Origin of the sequence: Peptoniphilus rhinitidis 1-13, assembly GCF_000246925.1 — a bacterium.
Lineage (GTDB): Bacteria > Bacillota > Clostridia > Tissierellales > Peptoniphilaceae > Peptoniphilus_A > Peptoniphilus_A lacydonensis.
The window spans coordinates 22,835-42,469 of record NZ_BAEW01000013.1 but is presented as its reverse complement, the minus strand read 5'-3'; the positions used below and the strand labels follow the sequence as shown (position 1 = coordinate 42,469).

At 31.2% G+C, this 19,635-nt stretch carries 19 protein-coding genes; 3 read left to right on the top strand and 16 right to left on the bottom strand.

All coding sequences use genetic code 11. From position 1 onward, the window contains the following. The 3 genes from RH95_RS07400 to RH95_RS07390 form a co-directional block, all read right to left on the bottom strand. Window positions 1-260, bottom strand: a 260-nt coding sequence (locus tag RH95_RS07400) for a hypothetical protein (protein WP_010247396.1), incomplete at its 3' end; no start/stop codon positions are given. A gap of 246 nt (window positions 261-506) precedes the next feature. Further along, entirely contained in the window at window positions 507-1,604 is a 1,098-nt protein-coding gene (locus RH95_RS07395; protein WP_010247393.1) for a PP2C family protein-serine/threonine phosphatase, read from the bottom strand. A gap of 62 nt (window positions 1,605-1,666) precedes the next feature. Further along, window positions 1,667-2,797: a THUMP domain-containing class I SAM-dependent RNA methyltransferase gene (locus RH95_RS07390; protein ID WP_010247389.1), complete on the bottom strand. Its 1,131-nt coding sequence runs from the start codon at window positions 2,795-2,797 to the stop codon at window positions 1,667-1,669. Between the two features lie 127 nt (window positions 2,798-2,924). Between RH95_RS07390 and RH95_RS07385 the strand changes: the two genes are divergently transcribed. Next, a complete protein-coding gene (locus tag RH95_RS07385; RefSeq protein ID WP_010247387.1) occupies window positions 2,925-3,278 on the top strand; it encodes a class II SORL domain-containing protein in 354 nt (117 codons plus the stop codon). A gap of 85 nt (window positions 3,279-3,363) precedes the next feature. Here the strand turns inward: RH95_RS07385 and RH95_RS07380 are convergent, their stop codons facing one another. The 8 genes from RH95_RS07380 to RH95_RS07340 form a co-directional block, all read right to left on the bottom strand. Next, window positions 3,364-4,536: an iron-containing alcohol dehydrogenase gene (locus RH95_RS07380; protein WP_010247383.1), complete on the bottom strand. Its 1,173-nt coding sequence runs from the start codon at window positions 4,534-4,536 to the stop codon at window positions 3,364-3,366. Window positions 4,537-4,544: 8 nt separating this feature from the next. After that, window positions 4,545-6,290, bottom strand: coding sequence for an ABC transporter ATP-binding protein (locus RH95_RS07375; RefSeq protein ID WP_010247382.1), 1,746 nt, complete (start codon window positions 6,288-6,290; stop codon window positions 4,545-4,547). Beyond that, window positions 6,283-7,989 (bottom strand): ABC transporter ATP-binding protein, encoded by a 1,707-nt coding sequence (locus tag RH95_RS07370; RefSeq protein WP_010247377.1) that lies wholly within the window; start codon window positions 7,987-7,989, stop codon window positions 6,283-6,285. Before RH95_RS07370 ends, RH95_RS07375 begins: the two co-directional genes overlap by 8 nt. A gap of 189 nt (window positions 7,990-8,178) precedes the next feature. Further along, window positions 8,179-9,372 carry an elongation factor Tu gene (gene tuf, locus RH95_RS07365; RefSeq protein WP_010244938.1) on the bottom strand — a complete coding sequence of 398 codons (1,194 nt, stop codon included), beginning with the start codon at window positions 9,370-9,372 and terminating at the stop codon, window positions 8,179-8,181. Between the two features lie 82 nt (window positions 9,373-9,454). Next, entirely contained in the window at window positions 9,455-10,798 is a 1,344-nt protein-coding gene (locus RH95_RS07360; RefSeq protein ID WP_010247374.1) for an MATE family efflux transporter, read from the bottom strand. 474 nt (window positions 10,799-11,272) lie between these two features. After that, window positions 11,273-11,752 carry a hypothetical protein gene (locus tag RH95_RS07350; RefSeq protein WP_158309967.1) on the bottom strand — a complete coding sequence of 160 codons (480 nt, stop codon included), beginning with the start codon at window positions 11,750-11,752 and terminating at the stop codon, window positions 11,273-11,275. A gap of 176 nt (window positions 11,753-11,928) precedes the next feature. Continuing rightward, window positions 11,929-12,654 (bottom strand): DUF1835 domain-containing protein, encoded by a 726-nt coding sequence (locus RH95_RS07345; RefSeq protein WP_010247367.1) that lies wholly within the window; start codon window positions 12,652-12,654, stop codon window positions 11,929-11,931. A 2-nt stretch (window positions 12,655-12,656) separates the two neighbouring features. Next, window positions 12,657-13,160 carry a hypothetical protein gene (locus RH95_RS07340; protein WP_010247364.1) on the bottom strand — a complete coding sequence of 168 codons (504 nt, stop codon included), beginning with the start codon at window positions 13,158-13,160 and terminating at the stop codon, window positions 12,657-12,659. Between the two features lie 208 nt (window positions 13,161-13,368). On the opposite strand from RH95_RS07340, the gene RH95_RS07335 reads away from it, so the two are divergent. Continuing rightward, the gene (locus tag RH95_RS07335) at window positions 13,369-14,322 is read left to right on the top strand and encodes a 2-hydroxyacid dehydrogenase family protein (RefSeq protein WP_010247361.1); all 954 of its coding nucleotides are present in this window, start codon (window positions 13,369-13,371) and stop codon (window positions 14,320-14,322) included. A gap of 8 nt (window positions 14,323-14,330) precedes the next feature. Next, window positions 14,331-15,362 (top strand): formimidoylglutamase, encoded by a 1,032-nt coding sequence (gene hutG / locus RH95_RS07330; protein WP_010247358.1) that lies wholly within the window; start codon window positions 14,331-14,333, stop codon window positions 15,360-15,362. 123 nt (window positions 15,363-15,485) lie between these two features. Here the strand turns inward: hutG and RH95_RS07325 are convergent, their stop codons facing one another. From RH95_RS07325 to RH95_RS07305, 5 genes are read right to left on the bottom strand one after another with little or no spacing between them, the layout of a single operon-like run. Then, window positions 15,486-16,688 (bottom strand): 2-oxoacid:acceptor oxidoreductase family protein, encoded by a 1,203-nt coding sequence (locus tag RH95_RS07325; protein ID WP_010247355.1) that lies wholly within the window; start codon window positions 16,686-16,688, stop codon window positions 15,486-15,488. Continuing rightward, entirely contained in the window at window positions 16,688-17,440 is a 753-nt protein-coding gene (locus tag RH95_RS07320; protein ID WP_010247354.1) for a thiamine pyrophosphate-dependent enzyme, read from the bottom strand. Before RH95_RS07320 ends, RH95_RS07325 begins: the two co-directional genes overlap by 1 nt. Then, entirely contained in the window at window positions 17,440-18,504 is a 1,065-nt protein-coding gene (locus RH95_RS07315) for a 3-methyl-2-oxobutanoate dehydrogenase subunit VorB (RefSeq protein ID WP_010247350.1), read from the bottom strand. The genes RH95_RS07320 and RH95_RS07315 overlap by 1 nt, the downstream gene beginning before the upstream one ends. An 11-nt stretch (window positions 18,505-18,515) precedes the next feature. Further along, window positions 18,516-18,734, bottom strand: a complete 219-nt coding sequence (locus tag RH95_RS07310; protein ID WP_010247346.1) for a 4Fe-4S dicluster domain-containing protein — start codon at window positions 18,732-18,734, stop codon at window positions 18,516-18,518. Window positions 18,735-18,744: 10 nt separating this feature from the next. Then, complete coding sequence (locus RH95_RS07305; protein ID WP_010247343.1) at window positions 18,745-19,437, bottom strand: ATP-binding protein; 693 nt, start codon at window positions 19,435-19,437, stop codon at window positions 18,745-18,747. Between the last annotated feature and the right edge of the window lie 198 nt (window positions 19,438-19,635).

Below are 19,635 nucleotides of genomic sequence, written 5' to 3'. Positions count from 1 at the left end.
ACTGGAGTTTTTGCAGTCTTTCCTTTTTCAATTGTTTGAACTGCTACTTCACTTCCTCCGTCTGAATCAAATGTTACTGTTACTTTTTCAGTATCTGAGACAGATGGATTTTCTTCTCCAGTTGCTGTTTCTCCAGCTGATTCTTCTACTATAGTTTTATCCTCTGGTGCTCCTTCCTTTTCGTCTGCAAAAACATTAAATGGCATTGCTGTTATCATTACCCCAGCAAGTGCTAGACTAAGTAATTTTTTATTGTTCATAAACTCTCCTCCTTATAATAAATTAATTTAAAATATTTTTCTCAGTACTATTATACCCAATAATAAAAAATTTTTTAGCATTTTACAAAAGTTTAGAAAATTTAATAATTCTGTAACATTACTTAGATAAATTTATAAAATTTTATTTCAAAAAATAAAAAACAGGCAAGATTTACCTTAATAAAAAATTTGCCTGAAATATTTCATAAACAATTTATTTTAGCCGACCTTTTTTAATCAGCTTTTTTACCACACATTTACAAGTAACATTGATATATCATCTTTTTGAGTTCCTTCGTTAAATTCAATAAGCTTACTTTCTAAAATTTCTAAAATATCACTATTATTATTGGAAATAATTTCACGAACTCTATCATATCCAAAGACTTCCTTATCTGAATTTCTAGCTTCCACTACACCATCTGTCATAAATAAAAGATAATCGCCAGAAAAAAGTTTTATTTCATTTTCTTCATAATTAGGATTCGCAAAAAATCTCGAGATAGGATAACCTTCTGCTTCCAAACTTTTAAATTCTCTATCTCTTACTCTCATTGGCATTGGCAAATGACCTGCATTTGAAAATACAAATTTATCTTCTTTCCTATTATAAACACCATAAAAACAAGTAAAATAATTTTCTATTTCAAGTCTTAAACTTGTAAATCTTTCTGAAATTTCTTCAAGAGTTTTCTTTGGAGAAATAAGCGTACTGTCCTCAAGAGTTCTTATAACAGATTTTATAAACATGGTTACCATAGATGCCGCAAATCCATGTCCCACTGAATCAGCTATATAAACCGCAATATTTTCGTTGTCAATTTCAAATACATCAAACATATCTCCACTTAAAATTGTAGAAGGATTGTAAACATAATTTATTTTTAAATTTTTTATAAATCCTTTTTTGGGGAGAACTGTCTGTTGAATTATAGATGCAGCAATAGTTTCACTTGTCATAAATCTATTTTTTTCGATTATTTCTTTTTGGAGTTTTCTCGCCATTGTGACATTTCTAAAGACCTCTACAACTCCCAAGATTTGCCCATGTTTATTTATTATTGGAGAGCATTTTACAGAAAAAATCATACTTCCAATATTTTCTTCTCTTTGAATGACTTCACCACTTAAAAGAGCACGCCTAGTTATTTCAGGATCAAAAAGATCCTCTCCAATTACACAAACTTTTTTGTCCCTGTCATAACCCAAAAGATCTTCCATAGCTTTATTTACAAAGATAACTTTTTCATTGTAATCAAGAACTCGGACTAAATCTGCAATTGCATTTAAAACTTGAAAATCAATTTTGTCATCTATCTTGTCTTCATTTAAATAATTTGTCAATGCGTCATCCTCTTTCACCATATTATTTACAGTATAGCAAATTGTTTTTAACTTAACAATTACTATCTTTTTGGTTTTGGACCATAGTATTGATAGTAATAAGTTTTCAGTCTTCCATTGTAGAGTTTTCTATTTCTGTCTGCTCTTTTCCCAAAATTTTTCTCAAAATTTTCATTTCCTGTGATTATATAAAAAGACCAAGTATCTAGACTTTTAGCAAGTTTCCCCAGTTCCCTATTTAATTCATCTACATCTTCTTTTCCAATTCTCTCTCCATAAGGAGGATTTGTTATTAGAACTCCATAATCATCAGGAAGATCCAAATCCCTTATGTCCTTTTGAAAAAAAGAGATATCTTCATCTAGTCCAAGTATCTCTGCATTTGTCCTTGCAATTTGGATTGCCTTATGAGATACATCTGATGCTAAAATTTCAAGCTTTTCGTCATATTTTATTTCGCTATAACATTTTTTCTTTTCCTCTTTAAAAATTTCTGGATTTAAAAACTTAAAATTTTCAAAATCAAAATCCCTCATAAGTCCAGGTGCAATGTTTTTTTCTACCATTGCAGCTTCTATGAGAATAGTGCCTGAACCACAGAATGGATCTGCAAGAACCCTATCTTTATTCCAAAAAGAAAGTTTTACAAGACTTGCCGCAATTGTTTCTGAAAGTGGTGCTTTATAATTTACCTCTCTATACCCTCTTTTGTGAAGCCCATTTCCTGATGTGTCCATTGTGATTTCTGCAATATCATTTAAAAGAGATACTTCTACCTTAACTCTAGGGCCACTTTTTTCAAACCAAGCAACTTTATACTTCATCTTTAATTTTTCTATAATTGCTTTTTCAGTAATTCTTTGACAGTCTGAAATAGAAAATAATTTCGACTTCCTACTTCTGCCCTGTATTATAAAATTGTCGCTTTCGCTTATATAATCCCACCATCTTATTTCAAAAACTTTATCAAAGAGTTCTTCAAAAGTTTCCGCCTTAAAAGAATCAATTAAAAGTAAAACTCTCTCTGCCGTTCTAAGTCTTAAATTTAAAATAGGAATATCCTCTAGCCCACAATTTATTTCAATCTTTCCATCACTCACCTTCAAATTATCGTATCCAAGATCAATTAGTTCTCTCTTAGTAACTGCCTCCAGCCCAATATTTGTAGTTGCGATAAGTTTTATTTCCTTCATTTAACACCTCTTTCTTATTATACTAGAAATAAATTTCTTTGTCTTTCTTTTAAATATATGTGTTAATTTATTTAATTTAGGGTAATAACTTTATATAGCAAAAATATTTACTTTGGGGGTAATAAAAATGAAATTAACTGAAACAGTACAAACTGCTGATTTTAAAACAGAAAAACACGTTCCTGTAATTCACGTAGAAAAAGAAGAAGGGCTTCTAAAAATCAAAACAATTGTTGGTGAAGAAATTGAACATCCAAACACTTTGGAACACCACATTGCATGGATTAAAGTATTCTTCAAACCTGAAGGAGAAAAATTCCCAACAGAAGTCGGTTCTTATGAATTTAATGCTCATGGCGAAGGCGAAATCGAAACTGTTCCTTGTGTAGAAACTGCTGTTAAAACTGACAAGGGTGGAGAAGTTTACGCACTAAGTTATTGTAATATTCATGGATTATGGGAAAACTCAGTAGAAGCTTAATAAATTCAAAATTTTTATAAACTTTTAAAAAAGGACGAGGTTTTTATTCCCCGTCCCTATTTTTATATATTTTGTCTAAATTACATTATAAAGAAGCTTTATAAATTTCTAAAATGTCTTCTTTTTTAAGTTCTACAACACCTTTTATTGAGCCACCAGCGTGCTTTGCTGCTCTATCTGCCATCTCTTCTAACTTTTCATCGTCTATTCCCACTTCTCCAAGTGTCATTGGAATCATCATATCTTGTTCAAAGAACATATGAAGTGCAGAAATTGCTCTTTTTGCATCGTTAAATTTATTTTCTGTTTCCTTTATTCCAAATACATTTATTCCAAAAGCTCTAATCATATCAACTGTTTCATCGCTTAATATGTGATTTAAAAATCTTGGAGTTAAAATTGCAAGTCCAATTCCATGAGTTATATCATAAAATGCAGAAAGTTCGTGTTCCATTGGGTGAACTGACCAAGGTGTTTCCTTTCCTGTTGAAAGAAGCCCATTAATTGCCCAAGTTGATGCCCACATAATATTTGCCCTCGCATCATAATTTTCTGGCTCTTTCATGGCAATTGGTCCATAGTGTATGCAAGTTTTTAAAATTCCCTCAGAAAGTTTATTTTGCATATATGCTCCATCATCTAGTGTGAAATAATTTTCCATAGTGTGACTCATTATGTCTGCAACACCTGCCGCAGTATGTTTTGCATTTACTGAATAAGTTACTTCTGGATTTAGTATGGAAAATTTTGGAAGAGTATATTCTGAGCCAAAAGCAAGTTTTTGCGTAGTTTCTGGATTTGTTATTACTCCACCTTTGTCCATTTCTGAGCCTGTGGCTGCAAGTGTCAATATTGTTCCTATTGGAAGTGCTTTATTTATCTTTTCTCTTCTAATTACAATATCCCATGGATCGCCATCAATAAATACGGCACCAGCAACAAGTTTTGATAAATCTATTACAGATCCACCACCAACTGCAAGGATAAAGTCAAGCTTATTTTCTTTTACAATTTTTACACCTTCTCTTGCAGATTCAACTCTTGGATTTGGCTCAATGCCTGAAAGTTCCTTATAAAAAATATTATTTTCTTCAAATATTTTTATTATTTCATCATAAAGTCCATTCCTTTTTATTGAACCTCCCCCATAGGCAAGCAAAACTCTACTGCCATATTTTTTTATCTCACTTGCCAAATTTTTCATTTGATCTTTTCCAAAAAGTATCTTTGTGTCTACATTAAAAATAAAATCCTTCATAATTCCTCCTAATCCTTAAATTGTGAATTGTAAAGCTCTGCATAGATTCCATTTTTTGCAATTAACTCTTTATGAGTTCCTTTTTCTACAATATCTCCCTTATCTAAGACCAAAATCATATCGGAATTAACAATAGTAGAAAGTCTGTGTGCAATTACAAAATTTGTCCTCTCATTAAGCAAATTCTTCATGGCCTTTTGTATAAGAGATTCTGTTCTAGTATCAACAGATGATGTAGCTTCATCTAATATTAAAATTTCCGGATCAGAAAGTAGTGCTCTTGCAATTGTAAGAAGCTGTCTTTGACCTTTAGAAATATTAGATGCATCTTCATTTAAAATTGTATCGTACCCATCTGGAAGCTTTTCTATAAAAGAGTGGCAATAGACTTTTTTCGCCGCATCAATTACTTCCTCCTTAGTTGCATCCTCACGACCATACAAAATATTTTCATAAATTGTTCCTCTAAATAGCCAAGAATCTTGAAGTACCATGCCAAAAAGAGAACGCAAATTTTTTCTTGATACATCTTTTATGTCTACATCATTTATCTTTATAGAACCTCTATCAATATCATAAAACCTCATGAGTAGATTTACAATAGTTGTCTTTCCTGCACCAGTAGATCCAACTATGGCAACAGTTTTGTTTTTTTCAACTTCCAAGTTTAAATTATTTATAACAGAATTTACTTTGTCATAAGAAAAATAGACATTTTTAAACTCTATTTTCTCAACTGGTTTTCTAATTTCAGTTCTTACTATTTCTTCTTCTGGCTCTTGATCTAAAAATTCAAAAATTCTTTCTGCTGAAGCAATTGATGCTTGAAAAATAGAAGCCATTTCCGCAAGTTGCTCTATGGGATTTGCAAGCTTTCTCACATACTGAATCACCGCTTGAATGTCACCTACAAATAATTTACCCGATAATACCAAAAATCCACCAACAATTGATAACATTACATAGCCTAGGTTAGAAATAAAAGTCATAATTGGAAGCATAATCCCTGTCATAAAGGATGCTTTATAGCTAACTTCATATAAATTTTCATTAATTTCTAAAAATTCATCTTCCGCTCTCTTTTCATAATTAAACGCCTTTATAAGTTCGGATCCAGAAAAATTTTCCTCAACAAAGCTCACCATTGAACCTATTCCCTTTGACTTCTTTCTAAAATAACCTTGAGATTTTTTTGATATAAACTTTGTAGAAAAATAGGTCATTGGAAGGGTAAATAAAAATACCAAAGTTAGTATTTTAGAAATTCTTATCATCACTGTAAGTATTCCCACAATTAATACCACAGAAGACAAAAGAGATGAAATTGTCTGCTGCAAATTCTTGCCAAGAGTTTCAACATCGTTAGTCATCCTAGATAATAGATCCCCTGTTTTATTTTTATCAAAAAAAGCCGTTGGAATATACTTTACCTTCTCTGACATTTCTCTTCTTATTCTCTCAATTAAATTTTGTGTAATATCAACAAGAATCCTGCCCCTAAAAAATTCGAAAGCTCCTTGAATAAAATATAAGCACCCCAAAATTATACAAATTCTTATAACATAATCAAAGTCAACGCCAGTGTTATTTTTTAAATTTTCAAAAATTCTCGTAGTTATATTTCCCATTAATCTTGGAGAAATAATTTCAAATATAGAAGTCCCTATTGTCAAGAAAATTGCAACAAGAAGAAATAACTTGTAACTTTTTAAATATCCAAATATCCTAGAAAGCGTACTATTTTTCTTATTCATAATCTTGCCCCTGACTTATCGCAATCTCTCTATAAATTTTATTGTTCTTCATAAGATAATTGTGATCCCCATAGCCTGCAACTTCTCCATCTTCTAACACAAGAATTTTATCAGCATTCAAAATTGTAGCAACTCTTTGTGCAACAACTATAACAATTTTACTTTTCAAATCTTCTCTTAAAACTTGTCTAAGTTCATAGTCAGTTTTGTAATCTAAGGCAGAAAAAGAATCATCAAAAAGATAAACTGATGCATCCCTTGTAAGTGCCCTTGCAATTGCAAGACGCTGTCTTTGACCACCAGATAGATTCTTTCCACCCCGAGAAACTTTTTTATCTAATGGATCATCTCCCAAAAAATCCATTGCTTTTGCTTTCAAAAGGGATTCTTTCATGAGATCTTTCTCTGATTTTTCATTGGCATAAGATAAATTTTCAGAAACAGTTTTTGAAAAGAAAAAATTTTCCTGTGGCACATAGGAAATTTTATCTCTCACATCATAATTATTTAAGTCCTTAATATCTATTCCATTGATAAAAAGTTCTTTATCCCCTGGCTCATAAAATTGTAAAATAAGCCTTAATAACGTAGACTTACCCGAACCAGTACCTCCAATTATCCCAAGAGTTTCACCGCTTTTGACTTCAAAATTTATATCTTTTAAAGAATTTAAACTTGCATCTGGATATGCAAAAGAAAGATTTTTTGCCCTAATCTCATAAATTCCACCTTCTAGCTTTTTATCTCCACCAGTTCTTGTAGAATCATATTCCAAGACTTCATTTATCCTATTCATAGACGCAACAGTCCTAGGCACCATTGAAAGAAGAAAACTCATCATAATCATTGCAGTAAGAACTTGAGTAATGTACTGAATATATGCCATGAGCTCTCCAACTCCCATTTCTCTAATATCAATTAACTTTGCACCAAAAAACATAATAGCAACAATAGCAAGATTTAAAATAATAGCAAGAAGCGGTCTCACATTTACCATCAACTTATTTACTTTAGTAGCCATGTCTTTGTAATCTCTATTAGCATTTTCAAAAATTCTTTCTTCATGTTCATCTTTCGAAAATGCTCTTATAACACGAAGTCCTGTAATTCTTCTTCTAAAAAGCTCATTTAAATTATCTAGTCTTTTTTGCAAAATTGGAAAATAAGGTAATCCCCTTTTTATAACAATGTAAAGACCAATAGCAATAAAGGGAATAGTTATGGGAAAAACAACAGAAAGTTTTAAATTAGTAGAAAGGGCCATAATAAGACCACCAACAAACATAAGCGGACCTCTCACAAGAGGCCTAAGTCCCATTAAAACCATTTGTTCCACTTGATTCACATCGTCTGTGGTCCTAGTAATTAAAGAAGAAATAGAAAAGTGTTCAACATCATCAAAACTGAAGTAATTAATTTTTCTAAATAATTTGTATCTAAGATCTCTTGAAAATGCCATTGTAGTCTTCGAAGAATGATATGCTGCAGAAGCTCTACATATAACTGTTAAAATAACTACTAAAATCATTAACGCACCAATTTTCAAAATATAATTGGTATCTCCATAAGCCACACCCTTATCAATAACAAGACTCATAAGTTTTGGCAGAAATAACTCTCCAAGAGCATTGCCAAAAGTAAGAAGTATGACAACAAAAATTCTAATTTTATATTTATTAAGTCCTTTATATATGCTCATAAATCCTCCGTAGTTTATTCTAACATATAGAGTTTTTAAAAGAAAATTTACTGGTTGAAATAGTTTCTATAATATCTATTGATTGATAAAAAAAACATCCCTTAATAGAATATTGTAGAACCAAAAAAATAAGAGCAAGTCTAAACCTGCTCCTATTTGTATTACTTTTAAATTTTTAATCTTAAAGAATTAGTCAATAATTTTAGATACAACACCAGATGCTACTGTTCTTCCACCTTCACGAATGGCAAATCTTAATCCTTCGTCCATTGCGATTGGTGTGATTAGTGTTACTGTGAACGTTGAGTTATCTCCTGGCATTACCATTTCTACGCCTTCTGCTAATTGGATATCTCCTGTTACGTCTGTTGTTCTGAAGTAGAATTGTGGTCTGTATCCGTTGAAGAATGGTGTGTGTCTTCCTCCTTCTTCTTTTGTCAATACATATACTTCTGCTTCAAATTTTGTGTGTGGGTGTATTGTTCCTGGTGCTGCTAATACTTGTCCTCTTTGGATTTCTTCTCTTTGTACTCCTCTTAGTAGGGCTCCTATGTTGTCTCCTGCTTCTGCTTGGTCAAGTTGTTTTCTGAACATTTCTACTCCAGTTACTACTACTTGTCTTTTTTCGTCTGTTAGACCTACTACTTCTACTGTGTCCCCTACTTTTACTACTCCTTGTTCTACTCTTCCTGTTGCTACTGTTCCTCTTCCTGTGATTGAGAAGATGTCTTCGATTGGCATTAGGAATGGGTTATCTGTATCTCTTGTTGGTGTTGGAATGTATGCGTCTACTTCTTCCATTAGTTTTGCTACTTTATCTCCCCATTCTCCGTCTGGATCGTCTAGGGCTTTTAGTGCACTTCCTACTACGATTGGTGTGTTATCTCCGTCAAAATCGTATTCTGATAGTAAATCTCTTACTTCCATTTCTACTAATTCGATTAGTTCTGGATCATCTACTTGGTCTTCTTTGTTTAGGAATACACAAATTTTTGGAACGCCTACTTGTCTTGCTAATAGTATGTGTTCTCTTGTTTGTGGCATTGGACCATCTGCTGCTGATACTACTAGGATTGCTCCGTCCATTTGTGCTGCTCCTGTGATCATGTTCTTAACATAGTCAGCGTGTCCTGGGCAGTCTACGTGTGCGTAGTGTCTGTTTTCTGTTTCGTATTCTACGTGAGAAGTTGAAATTGTGATTCCTCTTTCTCTTTCTTCTGGAGCCTTGTCTATGTGTGCGTAGTCTACGAATTCTCCTCCGCCATATCTTTTATTCATTACTAGTGTAATTGCTGCTGTTAATGTTGTCTTGCCGTGGTCAACGTGACCTATTGTTCCAATGTTTACATGTGGTTTATTTCTTTCAAATTTTGCTTTAGCCATTATATTTCCTCCTAGGATTATTTAAATTAAATTCATAATACATCAAAATCAAAAAATTTTCAACATTTAAGCCATCTAAGGCTCAAATAAATTCCAACTTTTTCTTCACAAAGGTGTTCATAAAATAAATTACAAAAAGCACTGATGCAAACTCTGCAATTACATATCCCCACCAAATTTCATTTACAGTAAAATATTTTATTGCAATATAAGCTACTGGAAGTAAAACTATAATTTGCCTTAGAATTGAATCAAAAAGTGCCAAAATTCCATTTCCTAAAGCTTGAAACACGCTTGTACCTACTATTGATATTCCTGCAAAGATGTATGAAAGAGCACAAATTTTAAGCATTGGTACTCCAATTTCTAACATCTTATCTGATGCGGAAAATATTGATAGAAGTTCTTCTGGAAAAAACATTACAATTCCCGAAACAACCAACATCATCACAGTCACACTTATAAAGGCAAGCTTTATCGTTTTTAAAATTCTATCTTTTTTCTTTGCCCCATAATTATATGCAATTATAGGAACAACTCCATTATTTAGCCCAAATATTGGCATAAATACAAAAGACTGAATTTTAAAATACGCACCTAGAGCAGCAATAGCCGATGTAGAGATTCCTGATAGCATCTTATTTAATATATAAATAGTAAAAGATTGAATGATTATAGTTATCATAGAAGGAACTCCGACTCTATAAATTTCCTTTATAATTTTGGGATCATATACAGGTTTTTTAATTTCAATTTCTTTATTAAATTTATATTCAAAAATAGATCCACAAATTGCACCAATTATTTGTCCAATTACAGTTGCAATTGCGGCACCCTTAACACCCATGGCAGGAAGTCCAAAATACCCAAAAATAAAAATAGGATCCAAAATTATATTTAGTATAGCTCCAATAAGTTGCGTCAACATTGTAAAAATAGTTCTTCCAGTAGATTGAAGAGCTCTTTCAAGAAAAATCTGTATAAATACTCCCATAGAAAGTCCCATTACAATCTGCAAATATTCTATTCCATAACTAATTATTTCTACGTTATCCGTCTGTGCAGATAAAAAAGGTCGTGGCAAAAATCTCGAGAGTATAAGTAAAATAATTCCATACATTATAGCAAGAAAAAAACCTACTTCCGCTGTGTTATTAGACTTTTCATAATTTTTTTCACCTAAATATCTAGATAAAAGAGAATTCATGCCAACTCCCGTCCCAACTCCAATTCCTATCATTATATTTTGAATTGGAAAGGCAATTGAAATCGCCGTAAATGCCTCCTCATTAATTTTTCCTATGTAGTATGAGTCCACCAAGTTATACATTGACTGTATAAACATAGAAATTACAATAGGAAAAGATACTTGAAATAAAAGCTTTGGAATGGACATAGTCCCTAATTTGTTTTCATTATTCTCCACTTAATCACCTCTTAACTTTTAAATTTATATAAAAATATAGAATTTTTTAAATTCCAAATTAAATTTTATCACATAATCAAAAATGAAGCTAAAAACTTTTTAGCTCCATAAATATAAAGTATTTAATTTTTTAATATATACGTTTCAAATCTTAACCTACCAATTAATTTTGTCCAAAAACTTTAGAATAAAACAAGGTGTCCCAAATCGACATCTTATAAGTATATAATTTATCATCAGATTCCTCTAAAGGATAGAACATAGCCATAATTCGAAAACCTTCGTTTGTATGTACACTATATAAATTAGGATTCTCTATCAAAATCTTTTTATTCAATTCTGTGTTTATAAATGATACACTTCCATCTATTATTTGGCAATTGTTCTCTTTCATATAAAATATTACTAAACTAACAGGTATACTCTTTTTAGAATTAATATCTTCTATAAATTTCTCAAAATAGGGTGAGTTTCTTAACTCTTTTCTATATCAATATAAATATATGTTTTTTTATATTCATTCTCACTAAAATATCTTTCAAGTTCAGAAAACTTATAATCTAACAATGATAAGTTTTCTATATCTTTTGAGTCAAAATGTTTTATTTCTTCATATATATTTTTTATATATACTGGCTCTATTACTTCATCTAATTTTTCTACATTATTTTTAATCGTAAATCTCTTATGCTTTATAATATCAATTATATCATTTTTAGTTTCCACAAAAATCAAAATATAATCATTTAACCTCAAGTCTTTATTTTCCGTTCTTAAAACAACATCAACCGACTTCTCCTTTGTTTTTGGGAATTTTATTTTCTGTAAACTAGAGCTTTTCATGCTATTAAAGGAAAAATCCACATTTTTAAAGTTATTAATTAGTACTGTATTGAATAATAAATCTTGAGTAGTAGAAAAACTAATATTTAATTTAATTTCATTATCAGCCATATTTTGTTTATCATTTAATATTATGGTGCGATTATTATCTTCTAAGCCAAACAATTGAATATTAGTATATTCATAATTTACAGTCTCATTTTTTTTAATCCTTAAAAATATTACAATAGTAACAATAATTAAGAATATACTAACTATTTTAAATTTTTTATTTTTATAATTAATTTTCAACTTATAATCACGCCATTTTCTATTTTTATATTTCTATTATCCAAAAGGCGTTTAATTATGTAAGTTACAACATTATAACTAAAAGAAAATCTATCAACTACTAAAGATATGTTATAATCTAATGAATTTCCCCATTCTAAATTATTATAAATCAATTCACTCAATTTCAAATAAGTTACTGTCATTATTTTATCATTAACGTATATTCTAACAGAAGCTGATAAAGCAAAATTTAATTCAAATTCATTTATGTAATTTTGTTTATCAGCATAACTTATCCACTTAACTTCTTTTTTAATTAAAGGAATTAATTCTTTTCTTATTTCTGAAGTGTTTTTTATATCAACAAGAGAATTATTTAAATATAATTTTTGACTACAATTAATTAAATAAATATTCTTATCATTCTTTTCTCTCATTTTATAAAAAAAATACAACATGCCACAATATTCATTTGAATCTTCAGAATACCAAACTACAAAATTTTCAAAAGTAGAAATCTCTATTATCTTATTAATTTTCTTTAAACTATTTTCTATCTCAATTAAATTGACATCTGAATAACTTAAGTATTTAGGTATTTCAAGACTTTCTAACTCTTTTAAATTACCTATGTCAAAAATCATTGGGATAGACACCACTTGTAATTTTTTATTAAAATCATTTAAAACTTCTTTTAACGAATCTGAAAAACAAATGTTAATAGTTCCTTTTAAACTCATGATTATATGCCTTTAGTTATATATAAGCTTTCACTATATACTTTAACTCCTGCTGAATTCCAACAGTTATGAAAGCTTCTGAACTCATAACTATCTCCTTTCCTATATTTAATCGGAGGTGTTGATGAATTAACTTTCCCGTAACCCCTTGTGGAAGCAGCACCATTATAGTGCCTAGAATTTTTATACATATCTCCTCTTACACTTACTTCATATTCACTCGGTGCTGCTGTAGTTGCCCAAGCACTTATTCTTTTAGTGAATGGATTTATATTAAAGCCCGAGTAAGCTCTTGCCAAATCAGGAAATAAAGCTTTAACGGTCGTATCATATTCATCAGTTCCAGTTATAAAGCTTTTCTTAGGACTAATATTGTTTCTTTCTTCTAAATCGCACTCAATGGTGATATCATAGAAGTCATCTATAAATTCTCCATGCTCAGATTCTGCGCATACTATATTTAAAGTTCCTATTAATATTATTAATATTGAAATAATTTTTTTCATATACTACCTCCATCATAAATAAAAATTACTCTAAATAACTTACATAATTTAATCTTAACAACTACCCTCCTTCATAAAAAATTAATATTGTTTGTTTTAATTATATAACATACTATCTTTTCTTTCAATACGTTTTCCTGTTGCTTTTTTCTTTTCTCTTATACTATTTTTTATCTATGTGTTAAAATAAAATTAATGAGGTGATTTTATGAAACTATTAATTACAAGCAATATTCCAGAAGATATTTATAATGAACTAAATAAGAATTTTGATATAACTTATCACAATTCAAATATTCCTCTTACTAGGGAAGAAATAATTGAGAAAATTAAGGGTAAAGATGCTCTTTTATGTCCTCTATCTGATAAAATCGATAAAGATGTAATTGATGCATCAGATAATTTGAAAATAATTGCAAACTACGGAGCTGGTTTTGATAATATTGACATAAATTATGCAAGAGAAAAAGGAATTGTTGTTACAAATGCACCTGCTCCTGCATCTGCTATTTCTACTGCAGAGCTTACTTTTGGACTAATGCTTGCTTCTGCAAGACGTATTGTATCTGGCGATAAGGTTACAAGAGAAGGAAAGTTTTACGGCTGGCGTCCAACTTTTTATCTTGGAAGTGAACTTAAAGATAAAACTCTTGGCATAATTGGTCTTGGAAATATTGGAAAAAATCTTGCAAAAAGAGCAAAGGCTTTTGAAATGAATGTAATTTATTATTCTCGCACTAGAAAAGAAGATTTTGAAAAAGAATTTGTTCTTAAATACATGGAAAAAGATGATGTAATAAAAAATTCTGACTTCTTAAGTTTACACACTGCTTTTGTGCCTGAACTTCGCCACATGATTTCCAAAAAAGAACTTGAAATGATGAAAAAAAGTGCTATATTAATAAATGCGTCCAGAGGTCCAATTGTTGACGAAGATGCCCTTGCTGATGCACTAATAGAAAATAAAATCGCAGGTGCCGCTCTTGATGTATATGAAAAAGAACCAAAAGTTAATGAAAAACTCTTGGCCCTCGACAATGTAATTCTTGCACCCCATCTGGGCAATGCAACTTTTGAAGCAAGGCTTGAGATGGGCAAAAATGCAAAGGACAATTTGATTGATTTTAAAAATGGAAAAACTCCAAAGAACAAAGTAAATTGAGGTGTAAAATGATAAATTATTACAGCCCACAAGAAATGGGAATATGGTCAGGTAGAATTGATGATGAAAATGACTATGAAAGTTTTAGATGGCATCAATGGGTTAAAGGTCTTGATTTAAACGATGAAGATCTAACTCCTTTTGATGGAAAACTTGCCTTTGGCATCTTAGGGTTTGAATCAGACCAAGGAATTGAACTTAATAAAGGTAGATTTGGTGCAGCTGCGGGTCCTTCTGCTATAAGAAAAGAACTTGCAAAACTTCCATGTCAATTCTCAAAAGAAGTAAAAATCTTTGACTGTGGAAATGTCACAAGTAAATATACAACTCTTGAGGCAAGTCAAGACGAGCTTGCAAAAGCTGTAAAAAAAATTCTAGATTTAAATTTATTTCCAATTGTTCTTGGAGGCGGTCACGAAACTGCCTTTGGTCACTACAAGGGACTTTCAACCTTTCTAGATGACAAAGAAGATAACAAACTTGGAATATTAAACTTTGATGCACACTTTGATTTAAGACCTTATGAAAAGGGAACTGGAACAAGTGGAACAATGTTTAGACAAATTTCAAACTATACTCGTGAAAAGGGAACGGAATATGCCTACTATGTAATGGGGATTCAAAAACACTCTAACACACTTGCACTTTTTAGAACTGCTGATGAACTTGGCGTGAACTATGTCCTTGGCAAAGATATGATTAGCGAAAACTTTTTTGACATTGTAAATAATCTCGATGAGTATATAAAAAAGGAAGACTACCTTTATATTACAATCTGCATGGACTGTTTTACATCTAGTTTTGCACCAGGAGTTTCTGCACCACAACCACTTGGTGTCGATCCAGAAAAAGTAATTTTGCTTTTAAAACACATTTTTTCAACAGGAAAGCCAATGAGTTTTGACATTGCAGAAGTTTCTCCAAGGTTTGACCACGATTCTGTAACTGCAAATCTAGCATCTATTTTGGTTTATACAGTTATATCTACTCTAGCCCAATATACACTTGGCGATGAAAACAAAAAATATATCCCTCAATAAATTTCTACAAGTAAATTTTAAACATTATAAAGATCTTAAGAGAATAAAATCTTTGTGGATGTTTTATAAAGTAAAAAAGAAGCACCTACTTTGATGCTTCTTAATTTTTTACTTTTACAAATCTTACATTTTTGAAAACATTTGGTCAGAGCACCATTCATCTTTATAAATTTCATACTGACCTGTTACTTGTTCTAATTGAAAATTTTCCCAATATTCAAGTTCATCATATAGTTTTCTTGCATTTTCATCTTTTGTATTTTCTTTTGCTTTATTATAAAAAGCTATCGATTGATTTTTTATGTCCTTTGCAATTGCAAATACATTTAGTGCTAATCTTGCCTTTTCTGAATCAACTTTGCCCCAATCGTAATCTTCTCTTTTTGTGAATTTTGCTTTGACTTTATCTGCAAAAGATGTATTGTCCTTTGATTTTATATTTTCCTTTAGACCCTTTAGATAAGATATGTGCTCTTCTGATTGTTGTGAAAGTGATGCAAAAATTTCTCCTGCATCGTCACCATTTAATATTTCAGCAGCTTTATCACAGAATTTAATTGATTCTTCTTCTACAAAAAGGGCTTCATCTACAATTGTCACTTCATTTTCAAAGATTTTTTCATCATCTTCTTCAGAATATTTTTTAATTGTCTTTAAGTATTCAATATTTTCTAAATCAGTTCCACTAAGTTCAATATTTGCAGCACTTTGTCTTGAATAATTACTTGTGACTTCGGCATTAGTTTTTTCTGGCATTATTTGACAAATTCCACCTACACAACCTGCTTCTTTTATTGCATCTTGTCCAGTTGCAATTGCTCTTTCATTTATAGGAAGAAGTTTTTTCTTTGCATCTCCATAAACTTTGGTAAAAGCTTTTATTACCGATTCTGTTTTTACAGTGTTTGTAACTTGTAAAAATGCTCCAAGCATTACCATATTTGCAACTTTTGCATTTCCAAGTTCTATTGCAAGATCATTTACTGGTATAGAAAATACATTTATGTCATTTCTTTTTGGAAAAGATTTTATAAGTGATGAATTTAAAAATAAATTTCCTCCTGGTGCAACAAACTCTTCAAATTTTTCTAGTGATGGTTCGTTCATTACGATTACATCTGTTGCTTGTGAAATAACGGGAGATCCAACTGGTTCATCTGAAACTACAACAGAACAATTTGCTGATCCTCCACGCATTTCTGGTCCATAACTTGGAAGCCATGATACAAATTTGTTTTCAAGCATCCCTGAATAAGTTATAAGTTGCCCCATTGCCATAATACCTTGTCCACCAAATCCAGCGGCAATAATATCTCTTGTAGCCATTAGTCTTCCCTCCTAAAATTTCCTAGTGGATAGTATGGAATCATATTATCTCTTAACCATGCAAGCGCATCTGCTGGAGGTAGTCCCCAGTTCGTTGGACAAGATGACAATACTTCTACTATTCCAAAGCCTTTACCTTCAAGTTGATGCTTGAAACATTCTTTTATTGCTTTTTTTGCTTTTCTAATATTTGCTGGAGTGTCAACTGAAACTCTTTCAACAAATTTTGCTCCGTCAATTGTAGCAAGCATTTCAGAAACTTTTAGTGGCTTTCCGCACCAATTTTCATCTCTACCATAAGGAGAAGTAGTTGTAACTTGCCCAACTAATGTTGTTGGCGCCATTTGTCCACCAGTCATTCCATAAATTGCATTGTTTACAAAAATTGTTGAAATATTTTCTCCTCTATGTGCTGCTTGTACAATTTCTGCGGTACCAATTGATGCCAAATCACCATCCCCTTGATAAGTAAACACAAGATTATTTGGATGCACTCTTTTTATTCCAGTTGCAACTGCTGGTGCTCTTCCATGTGCTGCTTCATGCATGTCACAATTAAAATATTTATATGCAAGAACTGCACATCCTACTGGTGCAACTCCAATTGCATCATCTAAAACTCCAAGTTCAACTAGCGATTCTGCCACAAGTTTATGAATTACTCCATGGGTACATCCTGGACAGTAATGTGTTTCATTTCTAGTCAAACCTTCTGAATATTTATATAAAACTTTTTCATTAGTTTTTTCCATTATTTAAGACCTCCTAAAACATTAAGAGCAGCTTCTTTTATTTCTTCTACATTTGGAATAACTCCACCTTGTCTTCCAAAGAAGTGAACATTTTGTCTTCCTTCAACTGCAATTTTAACATCATCAGTCATTTGTCCTTGATTCATTTCACAAACTAATATGTCTTTACAATTTGGATTAATATCTTTAAAGGCATCATAAGGATATGGCCAACAAGTTATTGGACGAATAAGACCAACTTTATACCCTTCTTCTCTCAAATGTTCTATTGCACTTTTTGCAATTCTAGCAGTAGTTCCATAGGCACTTATAACAAGATCTGCATCTTCTATACCATAAGCTTCTACTCTAATTTCATTTTCTGTAATTTCTCTATATTTTTCTATTAAATGTTTGTTGTGTTCTTCAAGTTCATCGGCAGAAAGATAAATTGAATTTATAATATTTCTTTCTCCATTATTTTTGCCCTTCCCTCTTGTTGCCCAAGTTTTTTCTGGGAGAGTCATTTTTTCTTGCATTCCAAATTCAACTGGCTCCATCATTTGTCCTAGAACACCATCACTCATTATTACGACAGGATTTCTATACTTGTCCGCCAAATCAAAACCAAGTTCTATTAAATTTACAAGTTCTTGAACTGAAGAAGGTGCCAAAGTTATAGTTCTATAATCTCCATTACCTCCACCCCTTGTTGATTGGAAATAATCTGTTTGAGAAGGCTGAATTGATCCAAGTCCTGGACCTCCTCTCATCATATTTACAATTACACAAGGAAGTTCAGCTCCTGCCATGTAAGAAATACCTTCTTGCATAAGCGAAACTCCTGGAGATGAAGAAGAAGTCATAACTCTTGCTCCTGCTCCGGCTGCTCCGTAAAGCATATTTATAGCTGCAACTTCTGATTCAGCTTGCAAAAAACATCCATCAACCTTTGGAAGTTCCCTTGATAAATATTCAGGAATTTCAGATTGCGGAGTAATAGGATATCCGAAAAAATATTTACATCCAGCTTCTATTGCTGCTGCACCAACTGCTTCGTTTCCCTTCATAAGTACTTTTGTCATGTAAACACCCCTTAAGAAATTTTATAAACTGTTATTATTGAATCTGGACAAGTTATTGCACAATTTTGACAAGCTATACAATCTTCTGGTCTTTTTGCCATTGCTGGTGCATATCCCTTTGCATTAATAGTTTCTCTATCAAGTTCAATAACATCCTTTGGACACACTGTTACGCATAGTCCACAACCTTTACATCTGTCTTTTTCAAATTCAACTCTGCCATTAGCCATAATTTACCTCCTATAACATCCAATCTTCTCTAAAAAATAAATCTATTGGAAAAACTTCTGCTTCTAAATTTAAATCTCTAACTTCCTTTTCTATACTTTTAAGGCATACTGCATATACATAAGGAAGATTTAATTTTTTTGAAACTTCTCTTGCAAGTTCATCGCCATATAAAATGTCATCTACTGTAGTTTCCTTTAAAAAATGTGTGGTATTAATTATTCCAGTGACTTTTGTCTGTGAATGACCTTCTACTTGTCCAATAAAATCTCTTACCGACTCAAAATCTTTTGTTTCAGGTCTATTTCTATTTATTACAAAATAATGATCATACCCTTCTCTTTTCAAAATATCTCTATACCTTCCAAGAGAAAGCGAACCCTTAGGATTTCCTCCAACATCTAAAACGGCTCTATAATCTTTATTTTCTAAAGGTTTTAAAATTGCAGCATCAACTGCTGGGATATCTAGAGAATTCTTTTCTCTCATATTAGATGAAAATGATTCCACACCTCTTTCATCTAAAAAATCCATTTTTTCTCTAATTCTGAAATATGTATTTATAATATCCAAGTCAACTGCTGCAACTTTTTCAAAATATTTTTTCAAATAGAGGCAGTAATTAATCGCAAATTCTGTCTTTCCGCTTCCAAAATGTCCTGTAATTATTTTTATTCTATTTCCATTTTCTACTTCTTTATACATCTTCCCCTCCAATCAAAAATATCAAATATATTATACATCAACTAAAAAAATTTGAAAACAATTGCAGCTTATATTTTTATTTATTATGGAAATTTATTTAATTTTTTGTCTAAACTTAGACTTTCTAAGGCTCTTTATTAGAGAATTTTATTTTTCAAAACTAACTTAAAATATTTTAAAAATAAAATTTGACTAATG

Coding starts and splice junctions, on each gene's coding strand:
- RH95_RS07390 (WP_010247389.1), bottom strand. CDS start 2,797: ATGAAGGAAATAAAACTTATCGCAACTACAAATATTGGGCTGGAGGCA.
- RH95_RS07385 (WP_010247387.1), top strand. CDS start 2,925: ATGAAATTAACTGAAACAGTACAAACTGCTGATTTTAAAACAGAAAAA.
- RH95_RS07380 (WP_010247383.1), bottom strand. CDS start 4,536: ATGAAGGATTTTATTTTTAATGTAGACACAAAGATACTTTTTGGAAAA.
- RH95_RS07375 (WP_010247382.1), bottom strand. CDS start 6,290: ATGAATAAGAAAAATAGTACGCTTTCTAGGATATTTGGATATTTAAAA.
- RH95_RS07370 (WP_010247377.1), bottom strand. CDS start 7,989: ATGAGCATATATAAAGGACTTAATAAATATAAAATTAGAATTTTTGTT.
- tuf (WP_010244938.1), bottom strand. CDS start 9,372: ATGGCTAAAGCAAAATTTGAAAGAAATAAACCACATGTAAACATTGGA.
- RH95_RS07350 (WP_158309967.1), bottom strand. CDS start 11,752: ATGGCTGATAATGAAATTAAATTAAATATTAGTTTTTCTACTACTCAA.
- RH95_RS07345 (WP_010247367.1), bottom strand. CDS start 12,654: ATGAGTTTAAAAGGAACTATTAACATTTGTTTTTCAGATTCGTTAAAA.
- RH95_RS07340 (WP_010247364.1), bottom strand. CDS start 13,160: ATGAAAAAAATTATTTCAATATTAATAATATTAATAGGAACTTTAAAT.
- RH95_RS07335 (WP_010247361.1), top strand. CDS start 13,369: ATGAAACTATTAATTACAAGCAATATTCCAGAAGATATTTATAATGAA.
- hutG (WP_010247358.1), top strand. CDS start 14,331: ATGATAAATTATTACAGCCCACAAGAAATGGGAATATGGTCAGGTAGA.
- RH95_RS07325 (WP_010247355.1), bottom strand. CDS start 16,688: ATGGCTACAAGAGATATTATTGCCGCTGGATTTGGTGGACAAGGTATT.
- RH95_RS07320 (WP_010247354.1), bottom strand. CDS start 17,440: ATGGAAAAAACTAATGAAAAAGTTTTATATAAATATTCAGAAGGTTTG.
- RH95_RS07315 (WP_010247350.1), bottom strand. CDS start 18,504: ATGACAAAAGTACTTATGAAGGGAAACGAAGCAGTTGGTGCAGCAGCA.
- RH95_RS07310 (WP_010247346.1), bottom strand. CDS start 18,734: ATGGCTAATGGCAGAGTTGAATTTGAAAAAGACAGATGTAAAGGTTGT.
- RH95_RS07305 (WP_010247343.1), bottom strand. CDS start 19,437: ATGTATAAAGAAGTAGAAAATGGAAATAGAATAAAAATAATTACAGGA.